The organism is Parabacteroides sp. AF18-52, assembly GCF_003479145.1.
Taxonomy (GTDB): Bacteria; Bacteroidota; Bacteroidia; order Bacteroidales; family Tannerellaceae; genus Parabacteroides; species Parabacteroides faecis.
On sequence record NZ_QUGR01000006.1, the window covers coordinates 190,806 to 216,645 of the forward strand.

The following is a 25,840-nucleotide window of genomic DNA, read 5'->3' on the forward strand; positions in this document are numbered from 1 at the left end:
TGCTTAAAAACTTGTTATGTTATACTTAACAGGCCCAAGAAGTCCCGAATCTCTTAAAGGGGCATCATTTGAAGGGCCGTTTATAGTCCATGTTTTACGCATCTCTTCCGGTTGTCCGGCATCATAGACAAGACGATTGAACCAGGTACTTGTTATTTCTACAGTCAGTGTATTTTTTCCGGTTTTCACAGCTTCTGTTATATCCAGACTATATGGTGGAGCCCATAATGTACGGAGAGGTTTTCCGTTGACTGATACGGAAGCTATCATTTCTACTTTTCCCAGGTCCAAAGAAACAGTCATCCCTTTTTCAATTTTATCTATATTGAAAGATGTTTTGTAAATAGCAGTCCCTGAAAAGGCTTTACCTTCGGTTGGAAGGTCCATATCTTTCCACGGTTTTAAATCTGTAAGTTCCAATGAAGACGGTGTTCCCCATCCGGAAGGGAAAGTCAGAGTCCATGGATTAGAAAGTAATACAGATGTAACTTTTTTATTCTGTTTCTCTATTTCATATTGGGATTTATTATTTTTTGAGTGATGGAATACGACGAAACAGGAGCCTGCGACAGGTAGAGCCAACTTAACAGATGTACGGTTGCCGTTACTGGAACTTTCGATCGGTTTTGAAGTTCCTGTTACCGGGTCCCAAAGTTCGACCTCTCCTTCACAACGGAAATTGAGAATACCGTTGAAATCTTCTCCCTTTTGCGGACATACAAAATACCAGTCGGCATCTTCAACCTGTCGATGCGACCATAAAGCTTTCCCTCCTGTTACATCCGGAGTTATTTTTAATTCTTTTAAAGCCGTGTCGAGTGGAGTATTTGAAATTATATATCCTTTACCGACTTTTCTGATGCCTTTCTGACTCGCTTTTCCCCAGATGTTTTTAATTGCTTTGTCAAAACGTTGTTGAGCCGTATTTCCTCCTGTAAGAGTTACAAGCTTCTCGGGTGCATTCCCTATTACAGTAGCTCCGGCCCGAAGCAGTTCATATATTTTTTCTAAAGTCTCCGGTAGCATTCTCGGAGTATCAGGAAGCCATAATACACGGTAACTGATTCCTTCAGGAGTCACTATCTTGCCCTCTTTAACGGAAAGCCGGTTCAATAAAATATCTGGGTTGCAATAATCATATTTGAAACCTTCCGGAAATGGTGCATTTTGATTTGGCTTATGATTTATTTCATCTCCTAGATACCAGAGCACATCAGAAACCGGTTTTCCACGCTCTAACATATAACTGCAACGTGAAAGGTAGGTCGTTAATTCAGGCATATATTTCCACCAGGTCTGTCCTCGTAAGAATGGGCTGCCTATGCCTGACCCGAAGGATGTTCCCGGAGCAAAGAACGGATTCTGCGGGTTGTGTGTATAGGTGTGAAAAACAAGATGAGTAACGCCATCTGCATAATTCACATTTGCCACTTCTTTGAACATGCTCATGTGTTCATCCCATGTCAGGTCGAAAGAGGTAAAGGCTTCTGCTGCTAAACGTGGCTTACCGTACAGGCGTGTAGCAGATGCTGCCGGTTTGATAGGTTTGAAATTTGAAGAACCGACAAAATTCTCAGTCATCGGTTGCCAGAATTCGCACATGGGTATATCTGCAAATTTGAAATACTCAAGTATATCAGCGGGGAATACATCTCCGGCAGCTGTCTCGTAGGTCATGTACAGGCCGTTTTCATGTGCCAGTTCTGTCATTCTTCCATAAAAGTTGTGAGTGAACAGATCGTTTGTAGTAGCACGCCAGTCGTGTAAGAAACGTGTAGTCGTTTCGTGGTCTTTAATAACATAACCGAATACAGCAGGTAACCATTTACGGAGTTGATAATTTGCTACACGTTTAAATTCATTTTCCATATTATCGGTCCATGTCTGTGTATAGCATTCCCAGCTATCTATCAACATACCATTCAGTAATCCGTCTGCCAGTACTCCGTTATTTTTGATGAGGCGTCCTATATAACCGTCGAATTGGGCCTCTGCTCCTGATGGGGCAAATTTATTACATTCCCATCCGGTTCCTTCGGGAGGGGCAGGACTGTTCTTTTGTCCCGTATTTACGTGCCCGATTCGTAATATGGTCCATTTACCGGCAGGTACGGTCCAGTTCAGATTTCCGTCTTTATCCATAAAAGATGAAATATCCTGAATTTGATCAATGTCGATGAAGGCTTTTTTGTCTTGCGTAGGAAAAGCCCCGTTGCGTTCAATGCTTCGTAAAGTCCATCCGGCTTCTGACTCCCAGTTGTTTTTACGGGCGGCGGAGTATAAGAGGAGCGAAGATAGAGACATGTTGTGTTTATTGACAATAGATATCCGGTATTTATTTACTCCATAAACATCGGAGCAGGCCAGGGTAAAAGGTTTGTTGTCTTGAGAATTGGCTTGAGGTATATCTGTTTTTATTATGTCTTTCACGGAACCATCTGGTAAAACAGCTTGTATATTTACTGTTACTCCCGGCTCATAACATTGAGGATGATTAAACCAATTGATACTGGGAAATTCTACAGCTCGAAGGGGCGTTGCCTCTGGAAATGTGACCTCAAACCAATGCGGAGCATCTTCTGTGGTTGGTTGGAGTTTTACAGGTTGTTTCATCTTTCCCTGAAAAAAATCATTCCAGTCCATTTCATGGTTACTTCTTATTTCCGTGGGGATGAGAGGGCTATTTGTATCATCCAGGGGAGTCGGGAATGCCAGTACTGTAATGTCTTTGTAATCACGCCAGATTTCTTCACTTGGTTGTGGGACAGATAATCTTTTGTTTATATGTACTCCTCCATCGATATCAGTCCGGCTCCATACCAGATGACGCATGGCATTCGATGTTTCAATCCATGGCCCTCCTGATGTTGCCCATCCGGAACAGTTCAGCATCGTGAAACGTAATCCCAAACGTTTACATTCTTCTGCGGTATGGCGTACAGCATCATCCCAATGAGGGCTCAAACTTTTTATTTGAGGTTCTACTCCCGGCCACGGACCTCCAAACTGTCCGTGAAACAATTGAATCCCGGAAATTCCGGCCTTTGATATTGCTTCCAGGTCTTTGGTAATCCCTTCTTTTGAAACGTTTCCTCCAATGTAGTGAAACCAGGTTTCCGGATAATAAACTTTAGATGGAGATTGGAAGTTCTTTCTATCTGTATTTCCGAAAGGGCTGTTTAATTCATTATCAGAAGGTAGTACCGGATGTTGGGCTGCTCCGTAGGAACTAACAAGGAAAGCAGCAGCGGTAAAACAATTCCTCAAAAAATCTAAATATCTCATGATGTATTTATTTTAGTGATTGGTAGATATATCTCGAATACGTTATTTCCATATAGTAGAAATTTTGTAATCGGGATCTATGGTTTTGAAGTGTCCTCTTTTTTTATTGTTACAGGTCCTATAAGACCGGAAGGCATCAGTCCGGAAGTTGGAGAGAAACCAATATTTGTTTTGGTAATTCTTTCTTTTTCAGGCAATGAAGCATCATAAACCAGTCGGTTCCACCAAGTGTTGGTTACTTCTATTTCAAGAACATTTCCTTTAGTTTTGCAATATTCAGAAATATCAAGTCTCCATGGAGCACACCACACTGTTCCAAGATCATTCCCATTCAGGCGAATGGTAGCCAGATCGTGGACTGTGCCAAGATCAAGGAAAAGCTTTTCCTTTGAAATTTTGTCAAGATCGAATTCTTTGCGGTAAACTACAGCGCCGGAATAATACTTGATTTCGGGAACAGAACTTGTTGTCAGATCCTGTAGTGACTTATAAATTATAGGTTTTTCGGGTCCACCCAATTTCGGGTCAAAATGAAGGCTCCAGGAACTGTCAAGTGTTTTAAGTACTTCATAATTTGTATAATTATTTCCATCCAGCCGGGTATCAGATGTCGGTTTCCGGAAAACAACAAAAATGCCCTGGTATGGAGCTAGTTCCATAGGTATAGTTGTTCTGGAACCACTGATTGAAAAAGCTTTTGCTGAGCAGGAAGAACCATCTACCGGATTCCAGAATTCCGGTAATTTTCCTGTTATACGAAATTTGGCATCTATATTTTCGGTGGTATTCCTACGGTTGATAATAAAATATATATCCGTTTCTCCTTCTTTGCGATGGATAAAATCTATTTTTACCGGAGTCGTTCCATAACTTGCAATTTCATTCTCATTCATGTATGAGAAATCCCTTTCAATCGCTTTTTTCTTCAATACTTCTGCAATTTTGAGTCCGCTGATGACACGTCCTTTGCCAACGGTACGATCCACCGGACCTTCTGTTTTGCCCCATAGCTTTTCAGTAATTTCACGAAGCGTTTTCTCACTTTCAGGGAAGTTTTTTAATCCGGGGGTTTTTGTGAATCGCGGACCTATGACGGTCGCTCCTTCCTGTACTAATTCGAGTATTTTACGAGCGACTTCAATCGGGACAATCCCGGATTCAGGAAGAACAAGTACTTGATAATTCATTCCGTCAGGCAGGTAAATCCGGCCATCCCGAACGGATAAGCGGCTCATGATAATTTCTGTATTACATACATCATAATCATATCCAAAACCACGGTCAGGATCTATATTCTTCGGAGATACGAAACAAGGTACGAGATCTCCTTCATAATAAAGTACATCTGCGACAAAATGTCCGCGTCGAAGCATGTATTGGCAGCGTGCCAGATAATCTGTAAATGATTTTGCCCGGTTCCACCATGTAATCCGGTTATTAAAATGAACTCCGGCTGCAAATACAGTTCCCGGCATACCATTGGCAGGACCGGATGTAGCAGAACCATGGAAGGTTATGTCGTTGATGCCTTCACAAAAAGCGACATTGGCTCGTGGCAATAGAGTGGCAGGCGAACTGACCCAATGAGTAAAACTGGTAAATGCCTCCGAAGCCGTCTTTTCTTTTCCATATAAATGAGAGGCACTGGCTGCCTGTTTAGTATTGACGTTCTGACGTCCTTCATACCATTCTTCCGAAAGTGATCCACTGTGATGCACTGCCGGGATCCATTGGTTTTCACTCCATTGACCGCCATACCAGAATTCTCCGACCGGAACATCCATTCTTCCCAGATTTTTCAAACCGTCATTCATCATTAATCTTGGAAGATGTTGTCCTCCGGCTTCTGCACGAACCTGTACCCCTTTTTCATGGGCACGGTCTGCCCATATTTTATAGTGTCCGTCAGCGACGCAATCAGCAATTGTTCGACGTACATCATTCAAAAAACGTTCTGTAATATCCGTATTTTCAACTATTTCGCCGGCCATAGCTGCAAGATAAGGTTTTGGGTCATAACCCCGTCGATTACGGAATTCTTCCAACATATTCTCTGTCCATGAATAAATACCATGAATTTCAACATTATCCTCATGTAAATATTTAAAAGTTGTTCCCTCTTGTTTTTCTGCTTCGCGGATCAATACTCCGCTGCTGTGATCAAAATCAAAGTCTGTGGATTCTACTGATAAATAGTCGGGCAATAAACCTCCGCCTGCCGGGATTTCAACAAAAGCGGTTCCTACTCTAATGATTTTCCATTTTCCTTCCGGGACTTTCCAGTTTAAACTTCCGTCCGGTGATATTTTATTGGTCAAGTCAATAGCGTCTTCTATGCGAAGAGGTGAGTTTTTAGAAGAAGCTTGTAATGGAGTTAAAGGGAAAGCTTGTTCTACTTCTAGTTTTGATGTGCCAATGGGGGTTAATGGATTCATCAGGCCGCGTTTGGCATTCATTAAAGCTACCTGATGAACGTCGCTTTTAGTTCCGAGAGATACCATACGGACAGATTCGCCTCTCCCCTTTTTCAGGACAAGCCGGAAAAAACGGGCTGTACGCTCGGGAACGGGTTGAAAAACATTTTGATAGACATCACCAATCGAATGAAGTGTATCGACTGGTTGATATGTTTTCCCATCTTCCGAAGACTCGAGTATTGTTGTCCCCTCTCGCTCAAGATAAACAAAATCAACCTTTTGGGGAGATTTAAAATCAAAAAGAATCCATGGCTCTTCCGTCTCATTTTCCGGATTCCAGGCGGTATTGTAATCGCCGTCCAACATATTGTTGATATCTTTGGCATTACTGCTAACTGAAATAGAAGGCTTAAATGAAATGGAATCATGGACTGGATAAGCCCAAACAGCATCGTCTTTGTATAATCCCGTAATTCCGGTTGGAGTATTTAATTTCCCTGAAAACTGAGATGGTCCTTCAAGGATTGTTTCACTAGAGGCTACACGTTTTGCCCCATTTTTCTGGTCAATCCAGGGACCACCGGAAGGCCAGCCGCTACTTACATTAGCCCCACATTCCAGGCCCAGGCGGGCACATTCCCGTACGGTATGGCGATATAGCTCAAGCCAGGCCTCACCTAAAAAAGGGACGTTGGGCATTCCGCCATGATAAAACACAAGAACTCCACCTATTCCCTTTTTACTAAGTTCTTCCAAATGCTCTGTTATAGCAGGTTTATCTACATTATCATACCACCACATAAACACCCACGGGCGGTTTTCTTTGGGTGGATTCAGAAAGTTATCGATTTCTGTATCTGATTTTTTTACCGCATGAACGGTTTCCGATATTAGGCTGGTAAAGAATAGGATAGCAATAATTACAGATATTATTTTTTTACTCATCGTTCTATTTTGATAAACTGTTTTTATAAAGCATTACATTAGTTTTCCTTATGGGGATATAGAGATTAACATTTTTCACATGTTCGGGACGCTTATAAAGTTCTAAGGACTGTATTAGAATACTACAGTCCTTAGATTAAACATATTTTTCAGAGTTAAAACTGAAACTATTTTATCTCATAACCGGAGTTTTGTTCCAGGCTATTATTACTTCTTTGAATTTCAGAAAAAGCAATGGGTAAGCGATAAAATGCATCTTTCCATTCATTTTTCCGGGAATCCTGAGTCAATTTATGGCGATTATAAGTTAATGTTCCATCATTATTCTTTATGATCTCTTGACCCATAATATGAGTAGTTTCTGTTTTTTCAGCAATCTTCCAACGACGTACGTCAAAATAACGATGTCCTTCAAACGCAAGTTCGATCATACGCTCGTGGTATATTTTATTCAGCAATTCCTCTCCAGTGGCTGTTACAGGAGGCATTTTTACTCCTTCACGACCTCTTACCTTATTAATGTATTCACGTGCAAGATCTTCATTTCCCAAATGATATTGAGCTTCTGCATAATTGAGATACATTTCAGATAACCGGAATAACGGGAAAGGACCTGTATAATGTTGGGTTTGTGAAATGCCTTTATCTTCCTCTATGAATTTTCTTATATAGTAGCCAGTCATGGTGGCATCCTGATTTGTTACATCATAACCTCCTTTATAAGTTTCTATTTTACGATCCATAAAATCAGCACCATTATAATAGATCGATGCATAGAAACGAGGGTCTCTGTTCACATAAGGATTGGATGGGTCGTACATCGATTTAGGATTGATTGTTCCCAACTCGCTATCGGTAACCGGTACTTCACCGTCTATTGTTTCGTAAGCATCCACTATATTCAAAGAAGGAACTGCCAATGCGAGTCCACTATTACCCGCAGTACCAATATAAAAGGTCAACTGACAGTAATAGGTCTCACTGAATTCTTTTGCGAATATAAATTCACTGCAGTTTACATCCAGGAACATTTTCTGATAGTCTGCTGCCAGCGTATATCCTTTGTCAAAAAGAGCTGCAGCAGCATCAGCTGCTCTCTGCCATTTCTGCTTATCATTGCTCGGATTATTCAATATACTTGCATCATAGAGTAATACTCGTGATTTAAGTGCGCGCGCAGCATTTCCACTGGCTCTGTTTCTTTCTGAAGGTCTGTCAGGAAGGTCAGCTATCACTTCATCCAGATTCTTAACTATATAGGTAACACATTCATCCCATGTGTTTCTTTCTACCTGTGACCAGTCACTATTGATGTCAAATGCTTCCTCTATAATAGGAACACCACCATATGCCCAGATCAGTTTGGCATAAATATAGGCACGTATGAATTTCATCTCGGCAATAAGTTCTTTTTTTACTGAATCATCAATTGATGATTCCCCTATGTTATTAAAGAACACATTAATATTATGGATGAATTTATACGAATTATCCCATACATGTAGTATATTATTTAATGAACCTACATTATCGGCTGTCAATATATTTTCCCGGATAAGATCACAGCCTCCTTCATTGTATTTGGAGAAAATATCATCTCCAAAATACATTATTTTATAATAATTATCTTTCGTACAAATGCCACTATATTGTTCATTTACAAACATTTTCAATAGGTTCTCATCCTGCCAGACTGCCGGGTCAGGATATCTGTCTGTTGGCGTTATATCAAGCACATCACTGCAAGAAGATAATAACATGATCCATGTTATGCTTACTAAATATATTATCTTTTTCATCATGTGTATTTTTAAAATGAAACGTTTACACCTAGATTTATTAATCGCATCGGATTCAAGTCCCATCCTCCATTGGCAACTTCCGGATCTATACCGAATTTGCTGGTATGGTCGATAGAGAATAAGTTCGTTCCGCTCACATATACCCGAGCTCTTGACAAACCGACTTTGGATATAATATCTTTAGGTATTCTATATCCTATTTCTGCATTTTTGAGTTTGAAGAAATTAGCGCTGATCTGAGTGAAAGTTGTTCCACCTATACCATATGCCGTACCTAACCGTGGTTTTGTTCCGTTCGGATTATCCGGTGTCATCGTATCTTCCGTCCACCACTGTAGTATATTTGCACCACCGTTTGATGTAGCCGGATTCACCCAGTCTTCACGAAGGTAAAAGACTGCCCGTGCCTGTCCCTGGAATCCTAACGTCAGGTCAAATTGTTTCCAACTGAGATTTATGTTAAGACCGTAAGTGATATCAGGAATATTGGTCATATCCTGACGAACCTGGTCGAGTGAATTGATTTCACCGTCTCCGTTGACATCCCGTATCTTGATGTCTCCGGCTACTGTTCCGGGTCTTTTGGGAACATCCGGATTGGCAATATCAGCTTCGCTGTATATTCCGATCGCTTCGTATCTTAATGCTGCACCAATAGGTTTTCCTTCTTCTTTCTGGTATATTTCCGCCATGGGCGTTTCATCCTTGAAAATTACTTTATTCCGGGCATAAGTCAGGTTGCCAGATACAGAATAAGAAAAATCTTTGGTGGGATCATCCCTGAAACCAAGCATCATTTCAACTCCTTTATTTTCGGTCTCTCCGATATTTTCATCAGGTAGGTTCAAACCTGTAAATGCCGGAATTGATGCATTACGCTTTGTCAGGATATCTTTTCTGTTTGTTTTGAACCAGTCAAAGTCAAATGTCAGACGGTTATTCAAAAATCCAGTTTCCAATCCGATATCGTATGTTTCGGCTTTTTCCCAGGTAATATTGGGGTTAGGCACATTTGCCTGAGAAATTCCTGAATATTGTGTTCCGTTAAAAACTGAGCCGTCTGCTAATGTATACATCGTCAGGTATTGGAATGAATCTTTGAGATAATCATTACCCATTTTACCCCATGAACTACGTAGCTTTAAATTGTTTAACCAGGTAATATCCTTCATGAAATTTTCTCTGGATATTGTCCAACCTCCTGAAATCCCAGGGAAGAATCCAAACCGTTTTCCGGAAGGGAAGTTGTGGGAACCGTCATATCTGAACTGGAATTGTAGCATGTATTTATGGTCATAGTCATATAATACACGTCCGAAATAGTTTCTTCTGGCTGTTTTTGAAGAACTACTGTGATTTGTCTGTGTATTGGCATCTCCAGCATTCAGTTCTTCTAACGTACCTGTAGGAAAATTTGTGCGTTTACCATCTAATGCCGTGCTTTTGGTTTGATTTTGTTCGAAACCGACAAAGGCATCGACTGTATGTACATCAGCAAATGTATTCAAATAATTGACACGTACATTTCCGTTGATATACTCAGTCCGTTTTTCCTCAATAAATAACTGAGGGGCAGAAGTATGACCCTTTAATTTTTCGTAAGTATTAGTACTTTCATCGTAACTATATACATAATATACATCTTCGAATTGTTTATAGTTCTGACCAAAATAGTCATAGGCTATACTTCCTTTTACCGATAGACCTTTCACCCAGGGTATCGATATGTCGATGGTGGATTGTCCGTTAAACACCCATGTTTTGGAAGCAGTAGTACCGGCATCTCCTGTAGAGATAACCAATGGATTATAATTACCCCATCCTTGATTTGTCGGATAATCTGTTCCAGGCCAGTATGCATGGGCTGTAGGAGCACTTAAACCAACCCAACTGTACATCCCGTTACCGCTGGCCTGACCATTATACGGTAAAGTCCGGTCTGTGTTTTTGCCGAACAAGTCAAAAGTAAGTTTAATGTAATCGTTTATTTTTGCATCTATGTTTGACCGGACATTGTACATGCGATTCTTCATAGAACTTTCTCTATAAGGAGAACCTTGATCCAGGAAACCTGCGGAAACAAGATAAGTTAAATTATCCATACCTCCGGTAAGTTGTATATTTGCTTTGTCCTGACCTGACCAGTTTTTCTGTACTACATCATACCAGTTTGTGTTAGGATAATGTAATGGGTCTGACCCATCGGCAAATTTTTGTATCTCATCTTCTGTCCAGCGAGGACTGATTCCTCTGATTTCATTTGCCAGATTCTGTGCTCTTGCATATGAAGCGGAGTTTGCCATTTTTACAGTCCGGGTAGGTTGTGTAAATGAATGATTATAAGAGAGTGAAATGGTCGGTTTTCCCACTTTGCCACGTTTGGTGGTAATCAATATAACTCCATTTGCGGCACGAGAACCATATATTGCTGCTGAAGCATCCTTCAATACTGTGATCGATTCGATATCTTCCGGATCGAACCGGCTGAATATACCTCCTTCTTCGGAACGAACGACACCGTCAATAACATAGAGCGGGTCATTTGATACTAATGAGTTCTGGCCTCTGATACGTATGGTAGATTCGTCAGCTCCGGGTTCTCCGTTTCGTGTGTTAATGATAACACCAGAAAGGCGTCCTGCTAATCCGGAAGCCATATTTGCTGTTGGACTGAGTGAAATATCTTCAGATTTTAAAGATGTTATCGCTCCTGTAACCACTTCCTTTTTCTGAGTTCCGTATCCTACGACTACAACTTCATCCAATGCCTGTAAGTCTTCTTTCATGGTTACATTTAATGAAGTCTTATTTTGCACGGAAACCTCTTGTGTAAGATAACCGATAAAAGATATCTGCAATGTAGAAGAAGGAGAAACATTTAGCGTATAACTACCATCTATACCTGTTATGGTACCATTTGTTGTCCCTTTTTCTACAACATTTGCTCCAATGATGGCTTCTCCGTTCGAATCGGTTACTTTACCGGAGATCTTTTTACCATTTTGTTGCTTTTTCATTTCTGCAGCATTCTTCATTAGCAGGATATTGTTGCCTTCTACTGCATATACTACATCTGAGTTCTTAAAAAGAATTTTCAGCACTTCTGCAACGGAGATGTCCGAAGCCTTCAAGGAAACTTTTTGTGATAGATCTACATTCTCATAATTGTAAACAAATAGATAATCTGTTTGTGACTCGATCTGACTGATAATATCCTTCATGTGTGCATTTTCGGCCTGGATATTTACTTTAGTCGTCTGAGAATTGGCATTATTTGCCCAAACACTTGAAATACATAACAGAAATAATAAAAAGGTTAACTTCATAAGTCTGAATATGTGTTTAAAATTCGATAATAATAGGGCATACTTCTTCCCTATAGGTTTTTTTTTCATAACTTTGAAAAATCTAGAAAGTTAGTACTAAAATCAATTTGCTGTTGTGTCAGAGTACTGACTGTGATAACCGGGTTATGTTGGAGCATGATCCGGTTAATTTTTACATCTCATTTTTATCTCATAGGCATATTTATTTTATAGTTATTAGATTCAAATCACTATTTTTGGTATAGCTGAACTTATGTTCTATCTGCAATACTTTCAATACTTGCTCTATACCATCTTTGGTCCTGAATTTACCGGAATATCGACTGTTTAGGATCCTCTTATTATAAATTTTGATGTCAATATCGTAGTATAGTTTAAGCTTCTCAATGATTGTTGCAACTGATTCGTTATTGAAACAGATGAGTCCTTCCTTCCATCTGAAATAATCATAATCGGCTATTTGATCGATAATTAACTTGTTGTCTTTTAACTGGACGTGTTCTTTCTCCTTCATCCTGTAGTTGGATGGGAGGTTGGGTGAAGATAGCTCTATACTTCCTCTTAATAAAGATACCTCAAAATCAGAAGAGTTGGAATAGGAGGCCACATTAAATTCTGTACCTAACACCTGTATATCCATTTGCTGAGTTTTCACAATAAAAGGTTGTTTCTCATTATGGATAACATCAAAATAGGCTTCTCCATTTAATTCTACCTGGCGGGTCCCTTTACCGAAACTGACAGGGTATACAAGTTTACTATGGGCATTGAGCCAGACTCGTGTACTATCCGGCAAAATCAATTCGGCACGTTGTCCGGCAGGTATGTATAGTGTTTGGTACGTCGCAATACTTTCTTCGGTAATGTTGTTTGTTTCGAATAATTTTGTACCTCCCCAGAATATGATCAGTATTGCTGCTATTTTGGCCAGTTCATAACCTATCTTTTGGAAAGAGATAGTTCTTTTTACCTTTTGGATATCGACCTGCTTATCCGGTTGATTCAGTAGGGAGATGTCGTTCAGTTTATGTAATGCCATAAACTCCCGGACGTTATTTTCGTCTGCATCTAACCAGTCAACGACGGCTATGATTTCTTCCGGGGTGACATTTCCTTCTACGTATCTTTGTAATATCTCTTTATCCATTTATAGGTCTACTAATGTGTTCTATTTTGTCTTGTATAGAAGAGACAACACAAGTTTGAAAATCCCTAGTAGGAAAATGAGATATTTTTCTGTTTTACTGTTTTTTTCTCCTACAAATGTCAGCAGGCAGTCAAATCATTGTTTTCTGATCGATTGATAATCAAATATAATGTTGGAAATGCTATATGAATTGTTATGTAGACACAACAATATACTTTAGTACTTGAAATCGGCAGGATATGCCAATAACTGATAAGCTAAAGCTTTAGCCATCCGGTAATGGCCTGCTGCATTCGGGTGGAGCCGGTCGGTTTTTTCGTTATGGAAATAAGGAGTCTGTGCATCACGCATCGGATAAAGTCCACTAATACTGTTTAAGTCGATGACTGGTACTGCCCATACGTTGGATGCTTCTTTGATGACATTGACATAGGAGTCTACATATAATCCTGATTTATTAGGAAAGGCTTCTTCCGGCTGAATGTTATCTTCTCCAAAATAAGCCTGTGCACGATGAATCGGGGTCAGCAAAATGATCTGCTGTGTGGGGAAATTCTCTTTCAGATACGCCATAACATTGTTTATACGTCCCCTGAAATTTGTATCATCTGTCTGTGGGATGCGTTTAAGGCGTATTTCCCGGGAAGGACCAGACACTTCTACACTGGTCTTTTCCGTGCGAAACCAATCTCCCAAAGGTATTCCTTCATTATAATCATTAGTTCCCGCAAAAATGATTATCGCATCTACCTGATTCCCTTTTTCTTCTTTCAGTTTTTTCGCCTGTTCCAGCACACCTATCCAATGATGTCCATTGATACCATAGACCAGTGCCTCCAAACCCAGCATCTCTTCCAGATATTGCCAGTAATTTTTTGTTGTCCCTACATGCGATTTATCTGTAATGGAATCGCCCAGGAAAGCGACCTTTTTACCCTTCCATTGGGTTTGTATGACTTCCGTTGCTACAGGTTCTTTTTGATGTGAATGTATAGCGGCGATACAAGGACTTACATCGGTTGATAAGATCAGGCCGGATAGTAGAATTGCAGAATATTTTGTGTTCATGGTATTAATAATAGGTGTATTTTATACTTTCAGTTTGTTTACCAGTTATCTGTACGGAATGAAGAGAGAGGTAAGTTCCCTTCTACCGTGAATATTTCAGTTGCAGAAGTATCATCGAAACAATAACGTACGGCTATTGGTTGAGATACATAAGGAGAAAAGAGATAAACTTTATCGCTTGTCAAAGCAGCCTTTGCCGGATAGAAATGTTTATTAGCTCCTGCAATCATGAAATTTTTTATCTCCTTGCCATACGATGTCAGTCCGTTGATACCCGTATAGTCGAAAGTAATCACAGCCACTCTCCCTTCCGTTTCAAAAGACTTGACCTCAGGGCTACGATAATGTATTTTTTTCATTCCATATGTATTCGCTAATGCCCATAAAGCTAAGCGTTCGCCTGCCTCTTTTTTCTTGGGCGGATGGATGCAGTCAGGACTATCTGCATCCATAAGAACAGCCATTCCTGTGTTTGTGATCTCCATCCCTTTGGCTTGCGCTTCACGGATATAAGCAGAATTGATCCTATCTCCGTAATTGTAAGGAGCTATCTGGCAATAATAAAAAGGAAATTCACCTAACCCCCACAAATTACGCCATTCATGGACCATACGCTCGAATTTTTTTACGTAAATAATCGGTTCTTCACGATTAGACTCGCCCTGATACCAGATAGCGCCACGCATACCAAATCCGATCAGTGGGTAGAGCATTCCGTTATAAAGAACGGTTGGATCTTGGCTCGGGATTTTTATATCTGCTTCTGTTTGAGGTATCTCTTTTCCCGGAATATCTTTTAATGATAATGGTGTCATCCATGCTTCAATGCGGGAACCTCCCCAACTACAATGGATAAGTCCAACCGGAACATCCAATGCGTTATTGAGCAATCTGCCGAAAAAATAGCCGGTAGCGGTGAAATTGGGTGTTGTTTCCGGTCCTGCAATATCCCATGTGCCTTCGCAATCGTCCTGAGGAATCGTTGTCGAGACTTGCTTTACTGTGAAGCAACGTATCCCTTTATTCTGTGAATAGGCTATAGCATCCGGACCGCCTTCAACCGGCTGATTATTGTATCCTTTCATAGGCATTTCCATGTTCGACTGCCCTGAACAGAGCCATACTTCTCCGATTAGGATATTTTTGAGGCCAACAGCTTTACCATCGCTGACGGTAAGAGTGTAAGGTGTATAACTTGCTGCAGGCGTCTGTATTTTAATTTTCCAGTAACCTGTTGCATCGCTTTTGGCAGAATAGCTTTTCTTGTTCCAGGAACCGCTTACACTTATGTTCGTGTTTGGCCTGGCCCAACCCCACACAGCAACTTCCGACTGTTGTTGCAGCACCATGTTGTCACTGAAAATGGTAGCAAGTCTGACATCGGCTTTGATCTGCCAAATGGAGAGCACTGCAAAGAGCAGAAGTCCAAGACTCAGATTAATGATTCTTTTCATGATTTATCTTATTAATTTTGTATTCATTGTAAAGGTAATCATAAGAAAAGACAATGCAAGTTTGGAAATCCCTAGTGGATCATGAAATATTTATTGTCCTTTTTTTACCGGCGGATAATCCAACGTATAATGTAACCCCCGGCTTTCTTTTCGTTCGATGGCCTGACGCATGATCAGATAACCGACGTTGATCATGTTACGCAGTTCGCAGATATCTTTCGAGGCAACCGAACGTTTGAACAGGCTTTCTGTCTCTTCGTAGATGATATCCAGACGGTCCCAGGCGCGTTTCAGGCGCAGATCGGAACGGACGATGCCTACATAAGTGCTCATGATCTGCCCGACCTCTTTTACACTCTGGGTGATCAATACCATTTCTTCCAAGGAAGTCGTTCCTTCATCATTCCATTCCGGTATGCTTTCCTGGTATTTTAACGAGTCGATGATGCTCAGGCTGTGTTTTGCCGCTGCATCGGCATAAACGACTGCTTCGATCAGCGAGTTGGATGCCAGACGGTTTCCTCCGTGCAGGCCGGTACATGAACATTCACCTACCGCATACAGGCGGTCGATAGACGAACGGGCGTCCAGGTCGACTTTGATACCTCCGCAAAGATAATGGGCGGCAGGAGCGACCGGGATATACTCTTTGGTTATGTCGATTCCCAGGCTCAGACACTTCTCGTAGATATTGGGGAAATGCTTCTTTGTCTCCTCCGGATCTTTGTGCGTGACATCCAGATAAACATGATCGTCACCGCGGGTATCCATTTCGTTCTTAATGGCACGGGCCACAATATCACGTGGAGCCAATGAAAGACGCTTGTCATATTTCTGCATGAATTCCTTCCCGTCTTTCGTACGGAGCACGCCGCCATAACCGCGCATTGCTTCCGTAATCAGGAAAGAGGGACGGTCGCCCGGATGGAACAGGGCAGTGGGATGGAACTGTACGAACTCCATATCTTTTACCGTTCCTTTTGCCCGGTAAACCATGGCAATGCCGTCGCCGGTTGCCACCAACGGATTGGTGGTTGTCTGATAAACGGCACCGACACCTCCTGTTGCGATCAGGGTCACTTTAGAAAGGAAAGTATCGATCCGGCCATCCGGGTCCATGATATAAGCGCCATAACATTCGATATCCGGAGTCTGGCGGGTGACGGTAACACCCAGATGGTGTTGGGTCAGTATTTCGATTGCGAAATGATTTTCAAATACGGTGATATTAGGATGCTTCTGGATTGCCTGGATCAAGCTGTCCTGTATTTCGGCACCAGTGTTGTCTTTATGGTGTAGGATGCGGAATTCGGAGTGGCCGCCTTCCCGGTGCAGGTCGAAGTTCCCTTTTTCATCTTTGTCGAAATCGACTCCCCAGCTGATCAGTTCTTTGATTTGCTGAGGGGCATTACGCACAACTTTTTCTACTGCACCACGGTCACTGAGCCAGTCACCGGCTATCATTGTATCTTCAATATGCTTGTCGAAATTGTCAACAATCAGGTTGGTTACCGAGGCGATACCGCCCTGAGCGAAATAGGTGTTGGCTTCTTCCAGATTAGTTTTGCATACAAGGGCTACTTTCCCTTTATTGGCTACTTTAAGAGCGAAACTCATTCCTGCAATACCGGAACCTATCACTAAGAAATCGAATCTTTGTACCATAAGACATTACTGTTTAGAGCGCCAAAGTTAGGAATTAACTTTTATGGTTGTACCATTCGGGGTGCCCTTTCGGTTAAAAAGTCCCGAAATACTTATTCTTTTGCTATTTTTAAAAGAAAAGCCATAAACATTCGCAGGCTTCCTCTGTTTTAACAACGCATTGGATATCCGGCTTATTATTAATACTTAAACGTTATAAATATGAAATCTAAAGTTTTACTGTTAGCTTTAGCCTCTATGTTGGCAGGCGGGGCTATGGCACAAGATTGTACATTCTTTTTCCCGACGACAAAAGGAACTAAACTGGTGAAAAAGAGTTATGATGGCAAAGGCAACCTGTCAGGTGTGATGACTTATGTTGTGGATGAGGTGGAAAGTAAACAATCCGGCCTGGAAGTCGAAGCCGATTACGTGTTCACCAATAATAGCGGGACAGTTGTCGACAAAGGTGAACTGGAGGCTTTTTGCCAGGATGGCGAATTCTTTATGGATATGAAAGAGGTCCTCACTAATCCGTCTTTTGTCTCTACAACGAATACCGCAGTGGCAGCTACCGATGCTGTGATCAATTATCCGAGCGTATCGAAAGGAGCTTCTCCGGACGATGTGTATTTCGACGATGCAGTAATCAACATTTATTCAAAGAAGAATCGTAAGGACAGGAAGAACATCTCTATTTACGATCGTGAATATGTGAAAACAGAAGAGATCACCACTCCGGCAGGTACATTCGACTGTACGAAAGTAAAATTTAAAATCAAATCACGTTCTCCGAAAGAAACGATCGAGGGTTACGGTTATGAATGGTATGCTCCGAATATCGGAGTCGTTCGTACTGAACAATACAATAATAATAATGTATTACAATCTTATTCAGTACTGGAAGAGGTGAAATGATACAATGCGATTTTAGGAAATAAGAGAATTTACATAAAATATATTCCTTTTTGGGAATTGTTTGACCGGTTTAAGTGGATACGTCGTTACTGTGAAGTGGCGGCGTATTTTCGCTTTTTTTAATGATCAATTGAATCATAACAGAACTAAAAAATTCAGGAACGCGGATAACTCCGCGTTCCTGAATAATCTCTTGATACAACTATTTATTCCGACAACGCTTCCAGTATTTCTCTTCTTGTCTTCCGAAAATGATCGCCTTCCGTATCGTAGAGTGTCCAGTGGAAGACGGTCAGGCGACACAGTTCTTTAGCCAGTTCCGGGTCTTTCCGTTCCAGCATCTTCAGTAAGGTATAATCGGCAATGCCGTCACGCATGGCTTCCAGACGGATAGAACCGTATAACTTGCCATTGTCCGGATAGACGATCCAGCTATCCCCTCCGGGTAATGTGTTTCCGCTTTCCGTGTTCATCAGGGTTGTTTCTTTATAGGGATCATTATTGGCAAACCATTGATTGAATCCCCAGTGCAGATACCCTGTTGCGCCATATTTGAAGTTCAGCCAGTGGATTAACCGGGTCTTTATAAGCGGTTGTTCCAGGAAGCGGTTGGCAAAGTCTCCTTGCGGAGCCAGGCAGGTGTAAAACCATACTTCGTCGCCCTGCTTCTGTCGTTCGCGGTAAAAATCATATCCGTCTTTATAGAAGTTCAACTGCGGTACCCAGATATCCAGAGTATTTTCCAGGTCGTGTGAATGACAGGCCTCTATGATCTTGATCTCCGGTGCCAGTTGTTTGATAAACCGGGCAATCTCGACATAACTTTTTATATTGGAGCTGATCGGCTCGTCCGCAATGTGCTGGGCATAGATTTCTCCCATTTGCTGCTCTTTCAGATGAGCCGTTAATGAAGGGATGAACTGTTTGTAGAAGTTTTGTGCCCGGGGAGAAGACATCGGGTATTGTACCCGGGTCTTTTTGCCGTCTTTATATTCCGGAACATAGGGTTCGAACTGGCTGTCCCAGTTGCCGGTGCGTCCCGCTATATGTCCGCCTTCGATCATCTTTAGAGCACCCGCTTCTTTGAATATAGAGACCATCTTGTCGAACTGGGTGTAATCGAATGTATATATCCCGTCTTTCTCTGAAAATTCAACGTATTGCAAGGGGGAGATCAGGATGACATTGGAATAGCATTCTTTCAGTTTCAGGGCTAATTCCTTGATCATATCCCAGTAAACAGGGGAGTAAAGTTCTACCTCTTTTCCACCGTTAAATATCTTCATTTTCTCAGGTGAAGTACCAAACCAGTTGGTCACCCATAAAGAAGGTTCTTCCATGATGACCGGATATACTTTGATCCGTATTTCTTTCTCCTGGCGGAAGAGCTTGCCGCCAGCTTTGCCTGTTAACCGGAACGTCGCTTTATAGTCGCCGGGTGCGGCATCCGAAGGGATGTTTGCCGTCAGCCAGATAGGCTGTGCCATATCCCGTTCCACATTCCACCGGTCTTTCTCGATGATCGGGTCCGGATAGTAATGGGATAAGGAGGTGATCGCATCTTTTGCCCGGTCAGGAGTTTGGCGGCCTACCCGTACAAAATCGACAAAGCCTGAACGTACAGCCGGTAAAGTAGCTCCCTGTTCATTCGTGAAAGGAGACACCTCTATCGCTAGGTCTTTCAATGTTGCAGCACTACGGACAACGAACTGAAATGTCGCATGTTCGCCTGCCGCCACTTCTTCCGTCTCGTTGTATTCCGGAAAGAAGTTTGATTCCCTGAATACTTTCAGGAAAGGATCTACCTGTGCGAAACTGATCGTATCTTTCGTATCCGATGTGTTTGCACATGCCATAAGTAAAATGCAGAAAGATAAATAGGCTAGATGTTTCATGGTGTATAGCTTTTAAACTTATGATTGACAAATTATAGGTAAAACCCAGTAAGGATTCTCCCGAATGCTTACTGAGTTTATTGAGTTATCGATGTATGTTGAAAAACTTTATTCCAGTGCGGATGCGCTGGCTACTGTCGGCCAGTACGGATTCTGATACAGGTTGGATGTCTCCAATCTGGAATCCGGAGAAGCCAGAGTCATTTCCAGGATGGAATAAGGACTCAGATAGTAGGCTTTCATCCAGTTATATCCGTTCCATACCTCGTTGTTTTCTTTTACGACACGGTACGGACGTATATATTTGCTGTCATTCCGGTTTGAAATGTTCGCAGAAGAAAGTCCGTCTTTCTGTTCGATCAAGGCAGATTCATTCGTCAGTTCACCGGCATCGTTCCTCTTCAGGTAAGCCGTGTTCTTGTGCATCTCTGTCCAGAAGTTGACACCTTCGGGAACGTACGGCCCCATGTTTTCCGAGAACAATGCATCGAACGAACGCCAGCGGATCAGGTCATCCCATCTTCTTCCTTCCCCGATAAATTCGCAACGGCGTTCACGGCGAATGTTATAAAGGGTAGGATCCACTTTCTGCGAGCCGGAGTAAACGCCCCAGTCCGGTTCCTTGGAAAGGTCGGTCGCAGCGATCGTTTTCGTGAAATCGGCATCGATACCCGCCCGCTCACGCAACTTTCTCCAATAAGAGGCCGCTGTAGCATCGATCGATCCGTTCTTCAGGTAAGATGCTTCCAGATAGTTCAGATAGGCTTCGGCAGCACGTGCGGTTACGATACCGTTCGTACCTCGTACCCCGTTACGTATCTGCGCAAAATCATAACAGAAGGATTTACGCTGACGGAAACCGGTACGGTCGCGATGTTCTGTCAGACCGACTACCTCCGGTGCGTTATAATATTGAAGCGAATCTTCATTTCCGAGCACAGTCGTTTCACCGAATAAGAATAACTGCAGACGGCCGTCGCGGTCTTCTTTCTGCTGGTCGATCGTTATGTCTCCCTTGTAGCCTGAATTGGCGGCATAGATAGGCAGCCCGTTCTCCATAAGGAAAGCATCGACGTAACTTTTCGTCATACCGTTGTTTCCTCCCTGCTGTATGTAAGCCATAAAGCCGTGGGTCACACTCAGGTCGGCATCGAAATCACGCCAGAGTATCACTTCATCCAACGTGCCCGGAGTCGGCATCGAGAACATTTCAAAATAAGGATTCCATCCGTAGATCTGGTTGATTGCCGGATTTATCACCATCGTGTTCTGTGTCAGTTCATGGTTGTCGGCTACTTCTTTCGCAGCGTTCATCGCTTCCGTCAGGAAGAAACTGACTTCACCGTCGATATTGAAGCTCTTCCCTGAGTTGTAAGCTTTGTCGGCACCCGGCCAACCTTGTTCTCCCGGAACACGGGGTGTCCCTTTATGATATTTTTCAAATGTACCTTCATATAAGGCTACCCGTGATTTTACTAAATAAGCCAGTTCCTTTCCGATACGAACCTTGTTGAAAGCAGTACCGCTTTTCAGCATGGAGATAGCGCGGTCGAGGTCTTCCAGGATGAAACGCGCCACTTCATTACGCGGGGAACGTTTGCTCAACTCTACCAGTTCCGACGTTTCGTCGACCGGTACGGTCGTTATGATAGGATAATCGCCATACGATCTTAAACGGTCGAAGTAAACCGAGGCACGCATAAAATAAATCTCCCCGATATAATGCCGGATATTTTCCTCCGTACCGGAGATACTGCCCGCCTCATATTTCGGTAAAACTTGTTCCAGGAAATAGTTCATGGCACGTATCAGCGAGAAATCAGGGCTGCCGGAAGAGGGTACCAACCAGCGGTTGGAAGCAAAATAAGTCGTATTGGCTTCCCCTACAACCATATTGTCCGTGTTTCTGTCCGCATTCAACGGACCGGCTGCATAGGCATCTGCATAACTGGGGATGATCGAATTATAATAGTTGATCGCATAGGCTCCCAGTTCTTCTGCCGAATTGAAGTATTGCTGGGGAGTGATACTGGAGATCGGCTCTCTGTCCAGAAAATCATTGCACGACGGCATCGACAGACCGGCTGCCGCTACAATCGAATAGATATATATGCTTTTAAAATTCAGTTTCATGATCGGATAATTTAGAAATTAACATTTAAACCAACAGATATAGTTTTACACAATGGATACAGCTTGCCGTCTCCATAATCTCCGCCGAGAGTTTCCGGGTCGAATACGCCGGTAATGTCAGATATCGTAAGCAGGTTGTCGCCGGAGATGTAGACACGGACAGAAGACATGCCCGCCTTTGAAACCCATTGTTTCGGCAATGTATAGCCTACCTGGATGTTTTTCATACGGATATATGCCGCGTTCTGCAGGTAACCGCTCTGTACATATTGGTTTTTAGCTCCGTCAAAACTAGCCCGCGGGTAATAAGCGTTCAGGTTCGCTCCCAGAGGATCGTCGGCTCCGCGCCAGAAGTCCCAGTGTTCTGTGAACCCGGCCGATTGCCACATTCCGCCTGAAGCACCCCAGAAATACGGGCCGCTTAACCAGTAATCACGTTTGGCTATTCCCTGGAAGAATACGGAAAAGTCGAGACCTTTCCAGGAAGCATCCAGCGTTAAACCGAAGTTATAACGGGGCGTGCTGTTACCGATGACCTTACGGTCGCCCGGTTCGTCTACCGTATTGGCACCGCTGTTGATAACGCCGTCTCCGTTCAGGTCGGCATACATGATATCACCTGCACTCCAGCTGGCTCCCCAACTAGGCTTGTTATTGGCAAGGTGTGCGTCCATTTCTGCCTGCGACTGGGCGATGCCTACAGTAGTGTATCCCCAGATCTCGTTCAGCATTTTCCCGTTGTAGTGAGCGATATCCAACGATCTCGACTCATTCGGGTATCTGGTGATCTTCTGTTTGGCGTCAGACAATACGAATTTTGCTCCGTAGTTGAAATCACCGACACGGTCTCTCCAGGACAGTTCCAGTTCAAAACCGTACGATTTCATATCCGAGTTATTGATTTTCGGCGGGGTAGCACCCAGTACGCCCGGTAGTTCGGGAGCCGGACCGATCATGTCGTATGTGTAACGTGTAAAGTAGTCGAATGAACCTGTTAAACGGTTGCCGAGCAAAGCCCAATCCAGACCGACATCCCACGATTCGATCGTTTCCCATGTTTTTAAAGAACTGACGATACCCGGCAGTCCGGCTACGTTCGGTTTCGTTCCGTCGACCAGCCACGTACCTGTAGCAGTCCCTGTCGGCATTGTCTGATAGAAAGGATACCAGGCATCTTTCGTGTCCGTATTTCCCAACTGTCCCCAGGAAGCTCTCAATTTCAGAGTGCTGAAAAGATTCGACCAATCACTGAAAAACTCTTCACGGGCAATGTTCCATCCTCCTGATACGGAAGGGAAGAATCCCCAGCGTTTATCGCCGATGAAACGGGAAGAACCATCGTAACGACCGTTCAACTCGACCATATAGCGATCTTTATAGTTGTAATTGATACGTCCGAAGAAGCCTGCTACCGAGTTTTCTGCCCGGCCGCCGGTCACTTTCTGTTCCGATGTTGTCTGGCTCAGGTAAGGAGTTTCTCCCGAGATCAGCTTGTCGCCTCGTCCTGAAGTCGTATCGTATTTCGTTAATTCCGCGTTGAAACCGGCCATCACTTTGAAATAATGGTCATTGATCGTTTTAGAATAGTCGGTGTAGATATTTGTTGTAAAATAATCTTCGGTATACCGATATTCATATACACGGCTGGCCCCCGGCGAATAAGAAGCGCCGCCATCCCAGCTGACATAATACGGAGATCCGTCCGCGTAATAGGCGGAAACCGGTAGTACGGCGTAATGCTGGTTATTGGTATGCGTACGCATATTGCCATCCACATTGATCGTCCAGTCTTTGATCGGTTCGAACTTCAATCCTATCTGTTGTGTATAGTAGTTTTTCTGGTGTGTCTGTTTACCACCATCCTGCATCTGGATCAATTCCATACCGTCGGTCAGGTGACCGTTGTCATCATATACCGGACAAGTCGGCCAGCGGCGGGCGATATTATGGAAGAACAAGCCGGTCATATAAGTAGGACGGCTGTAGTCCTCGCGTGTCCATTTGTTGGTGTAATTCAACGTTGCCCAATCTGTCAACTTTGCCGAGATCTTTGCGTCCATGGTGTAACGTTTGAAACGGTCTTCCCCGAAACGTATCAGACCCTGCTGGTTCAGGAAACTACCGCTGACACGATAAGTGACTTTTTCTGATCCGCCGCTGACACTCAGATTGTGCTCATGCGAAGGTACCCAGTCGCGGTATACTTCTTTAAACCAGTTCGTGTTGGCATTCGCTCCTGAATACATATTCCATTTACCTTGTGCGTTGGGTGTCGAGACAGTCGATATTTTTCCAGCTTGGTAATCCTGGATACGCTGCATCACCTCGGCACTGAATACGGCACTTTGTCCGGCATTAGCTGCGGCTGCATTGAAATACTGGGCGAATTGATATGAATCCATCATTTCCGGTATCTGCAGTGCATCCGTGAAGCGGACGTTACCCGTATAGTTTACATTTACTTTTCCGGATTGTCCCCCTTTTGTCTTGATCAGGATCACACCGAAAGAGGCGCGTGAACCGTAGATCGAAGAAGAGGCGGCATCTTTCAATACGGAGATAGATTCGATATCGGCCGGGTTGATCGTGTTCATATTACCTTCGATACCGTCGATCAGGACCAAAGGGGATGAACCGGAACCGTCACCGATCGTACCGGCACCACGAATGTTTACATTCATCGTGTTATCCAGTGTTCCTCCGTTACTGTTCACCGTAAAGTTCAAACCGGGAACAACACCCTGCAGGGCTTGAGATACATTCTGAACGGGTCTCGATTCGATCACTTCCGCATTGACCATACTCACGGCACCGGTCAAATTGACTTTCTTTTGTGTACCGAAACCGACTACAACCACCTCGTCGAGTGTTTGTGAGTCTTCCTTTAACTGTACTCTGATGGCATCCTGACCGGTGTATTTTACTTCTTGAGTAACATAACCGATAAAAGAGATTACGATGACGTCTCCTTTTTTCACGTTTGATAAACTGAACTTACCGTTCATGTCTGTGACGGTTCCGTTCGTTGTTCCTTTTACTACCACGGAAGCGCCGGTTACGGGACCGAACTCATCCTCAATGGTCCCTGTGATTTTTTCTGCCTGTTGCGTGATTGAAGTTTCAGTACCCACTTCAGAAGCATACACGTTTCCTCCGAAAGAGAGGGCTAATGATAGCAGCAGAAAGCTAACAGTTTGTGTTTTTTTCAGCATAATAGTGTCTTTAATTTTGTTTAAATTGAAAGCTTTTAACTCTAAGGTATCCCTAAGTTAATCAGTTGTTTACGCGTCTAGCGCAGCTCATTTCATACTTCTCCTCTATATAAGTTCTGATAGAACTTATTCTATTTATAAATCTTTGTATGAATGATGAGCCTATATGTTCTATGTTATAGAGGAATTATCCGGGTTGATATCATTTATATTATATATGTGGTGCTTATTTTAAATAAATTATACAATCACTAGCCTTTGTTGATAAAATCTTGCGTTAAAAGATGAAATATTAAAAAATATATTATATATTTGTGCCGATAATAAAAATAGTTCTATCAGAACTATGATACTATTTTTAGGGCAATTTCTTTTCTGCTGCTGTACTCTGAAAAAAACACTCATCTCTTTTGCCATATATAGAATAAATCTAATAATTAAACTATTCCATTTTAATATATCACTGATATGTCAAAATGCTATTTTATCTTCTAATGGCTGGTTTGTAATGAACCGCTTATAAGATATTCGGATTTTGTGCTGTTCTCAAGAAGTTGAGGAATATCATAAAGATTTATTTACTTGGATAATGCG

Annotated in this window: 12 protein-coding genes; 1 reads left to right on the forward strand and 11 read right to left on the reverse strand. The window is 42.6% G+C overall.

Annotated elements, in window-relative coordinates; all coding sequences use genetic code 11:
- Positions 1-3 precede the first annotated feature (3 nt).
- The 8 genes from DWX23_RS12330 to nadB all read right to left on the reverse strand — a co-directional run bounded on the left by DWX23_RS12330 (position 4) and on the right by nadB (position 17,109).
- Positions 4-3,285 (reverse strand): glycosyl hydrolase, encoded by a 3,282-nt coding sequence (locus DWX23_RS12330; protein WP_122374711.1) that lies wholly within the window; start codon positions 3,283-3,285, stop codon positions 4-6.
- 77 nt (positions 3,286-3,362) lie between these two features.
- Positions 3,363-6,647 (reverse strand): glycosyl hydrolase, encoded by a 3,285-nt coding sequence (locus tag DWX23_RS12335; protein WP_122374712.1) that lies wholly within the window; start codon positions 6,645-6,647, stop codon positions 3,363-3,365.
- 167 nt (positions 6,648-6,814) lie between these two features.
- On the reverse strand, positions 6,815-8,446 hold the full coding sequence (locus DWX23_RS12340; protein ID WP_229800935.1) for a RagB/SusD family nutrient uptake outer membrane protein: 1,632 nt from the start codon (positions 8,444-8,446) through the stop codon (positions 6,815-6,817).
- An 11-nt stretch (positions 8,447-8,457) separates the two neighbouring features.
- On the reverse strand, positions 8,458-11,775 hold the full coding sequence (locus DWX23_RS12345; RefSeq protein WP_233587594.1) for a TonB-dependent receptor: 3,318 nt from the start codon (positions 11,773-11,775) through the stop codon (positions 8,458-8,460).
- Between the two features lie 202 nt (positions 11,776-11,977).
- Entirely contained in the window at positions 11,978-12,922 is a 945-nt protein-coding gene (locus DWX23_RS12350; protein WP_122374714.1) for a FecR family protein, read from the reverse strand.
- Positions 12,923-13,138: 216 nt separating this feature from the next.
- Entirely contained in the window at positions 13,139-13,990 is an 852-nt protein-coding gene (locus tag DWX23_RS12355) for an SGNH/GDSL hydrolase family protein (protein WP_122374715.1), read from the reverse strand.
- Between the two features lie 38 nt (positions 13,991-14,028).
- Entirely contained in the window at positions 14,029-15,444 is a 1,416-nt protein-coding gene (locus DWX23_RS12360; RefSeq protein ID WP_122374716.1) for a sialate O-acetylesterase, read from the reverse strand.
- Positions 15,445-15,534: 90 nt separating this feature from the next.
- Complete coding sequence (gene nadB / locus DWX23_RS12365; RefSeq protein WP_122374717.1) at positions 15,535-17,109, reverse strand: L-aspartate oxidase; 1,575 nt, start codon at positions 17,107-17,109, stop codon at positions 15,535-15,537.
- A 201-nt stretch (positions 17,110-17,310) separates the two neighbouring features.
- Here nadB and DWX23_RS12370 point away from each other — a divergent pair, with 201 nt between their 5' ends.
- Complete coding sequence (locus DWX23_RS12370) at positions 17,311-18,006, forward strand: hypothetical protein (protein ID WP_122353670.1); 696 nt, start codon at positions 17,311-17,313, stop codon at positions 18,004-18,006.
- A 206-nt stretch (positions 18,007-18,212) separates the two neighbouring features.
- On the opposite strand, the gene DWX23_RS12375 is transcribed toward DWX23_RS12370, so the two are convergent.
- The 3 genes from DWX23_RS12375 to DWX23_RS12385 all read right to left on the reverse strand — a co-directional run bounded on the left by DWX23_RS12375 (position 18,213) and on the right by DWX23_RS12385 (position 25,246).
- The gene (locus DWX23_RS12375; RefSeq protein WP_122374718.1) at positions 18,213-19,901 is read right to left on the reverse strand and encodes a DUF4091 domain-containing protein; all 1,689 of its coding nucleotides are present in this window, start codon (positions 19,899-19,901) and stop codon (positions 18,213-18,215) included.
- Between the two features lie 108 nt (positions 19,902-20,009).
- Entirely contained in the window at positions 20,010-22,034 is a 2,025-nt protein-coding gene (locus DWX23_RS12380) for a RagB/SusD family nutrient uptake outer membrane protein (protein WP_122374719.1), read from the reverse strand.
- 11 nt (positions 22,035-22,045) lie between these two features.
- Positions 22,046-25,246 (reverse strand): TonB-dependent receptor, encoded by a 3,201-nt coding sequence (locus DWX23_RS12385; protein ID WP_122374720.1) that lies wholly within the window; start codon positions 25,244-25,246, stop codon positions 22,046-22,048.
- Positions 25,247-25,840: the final 594 nt, after the last annotated feature.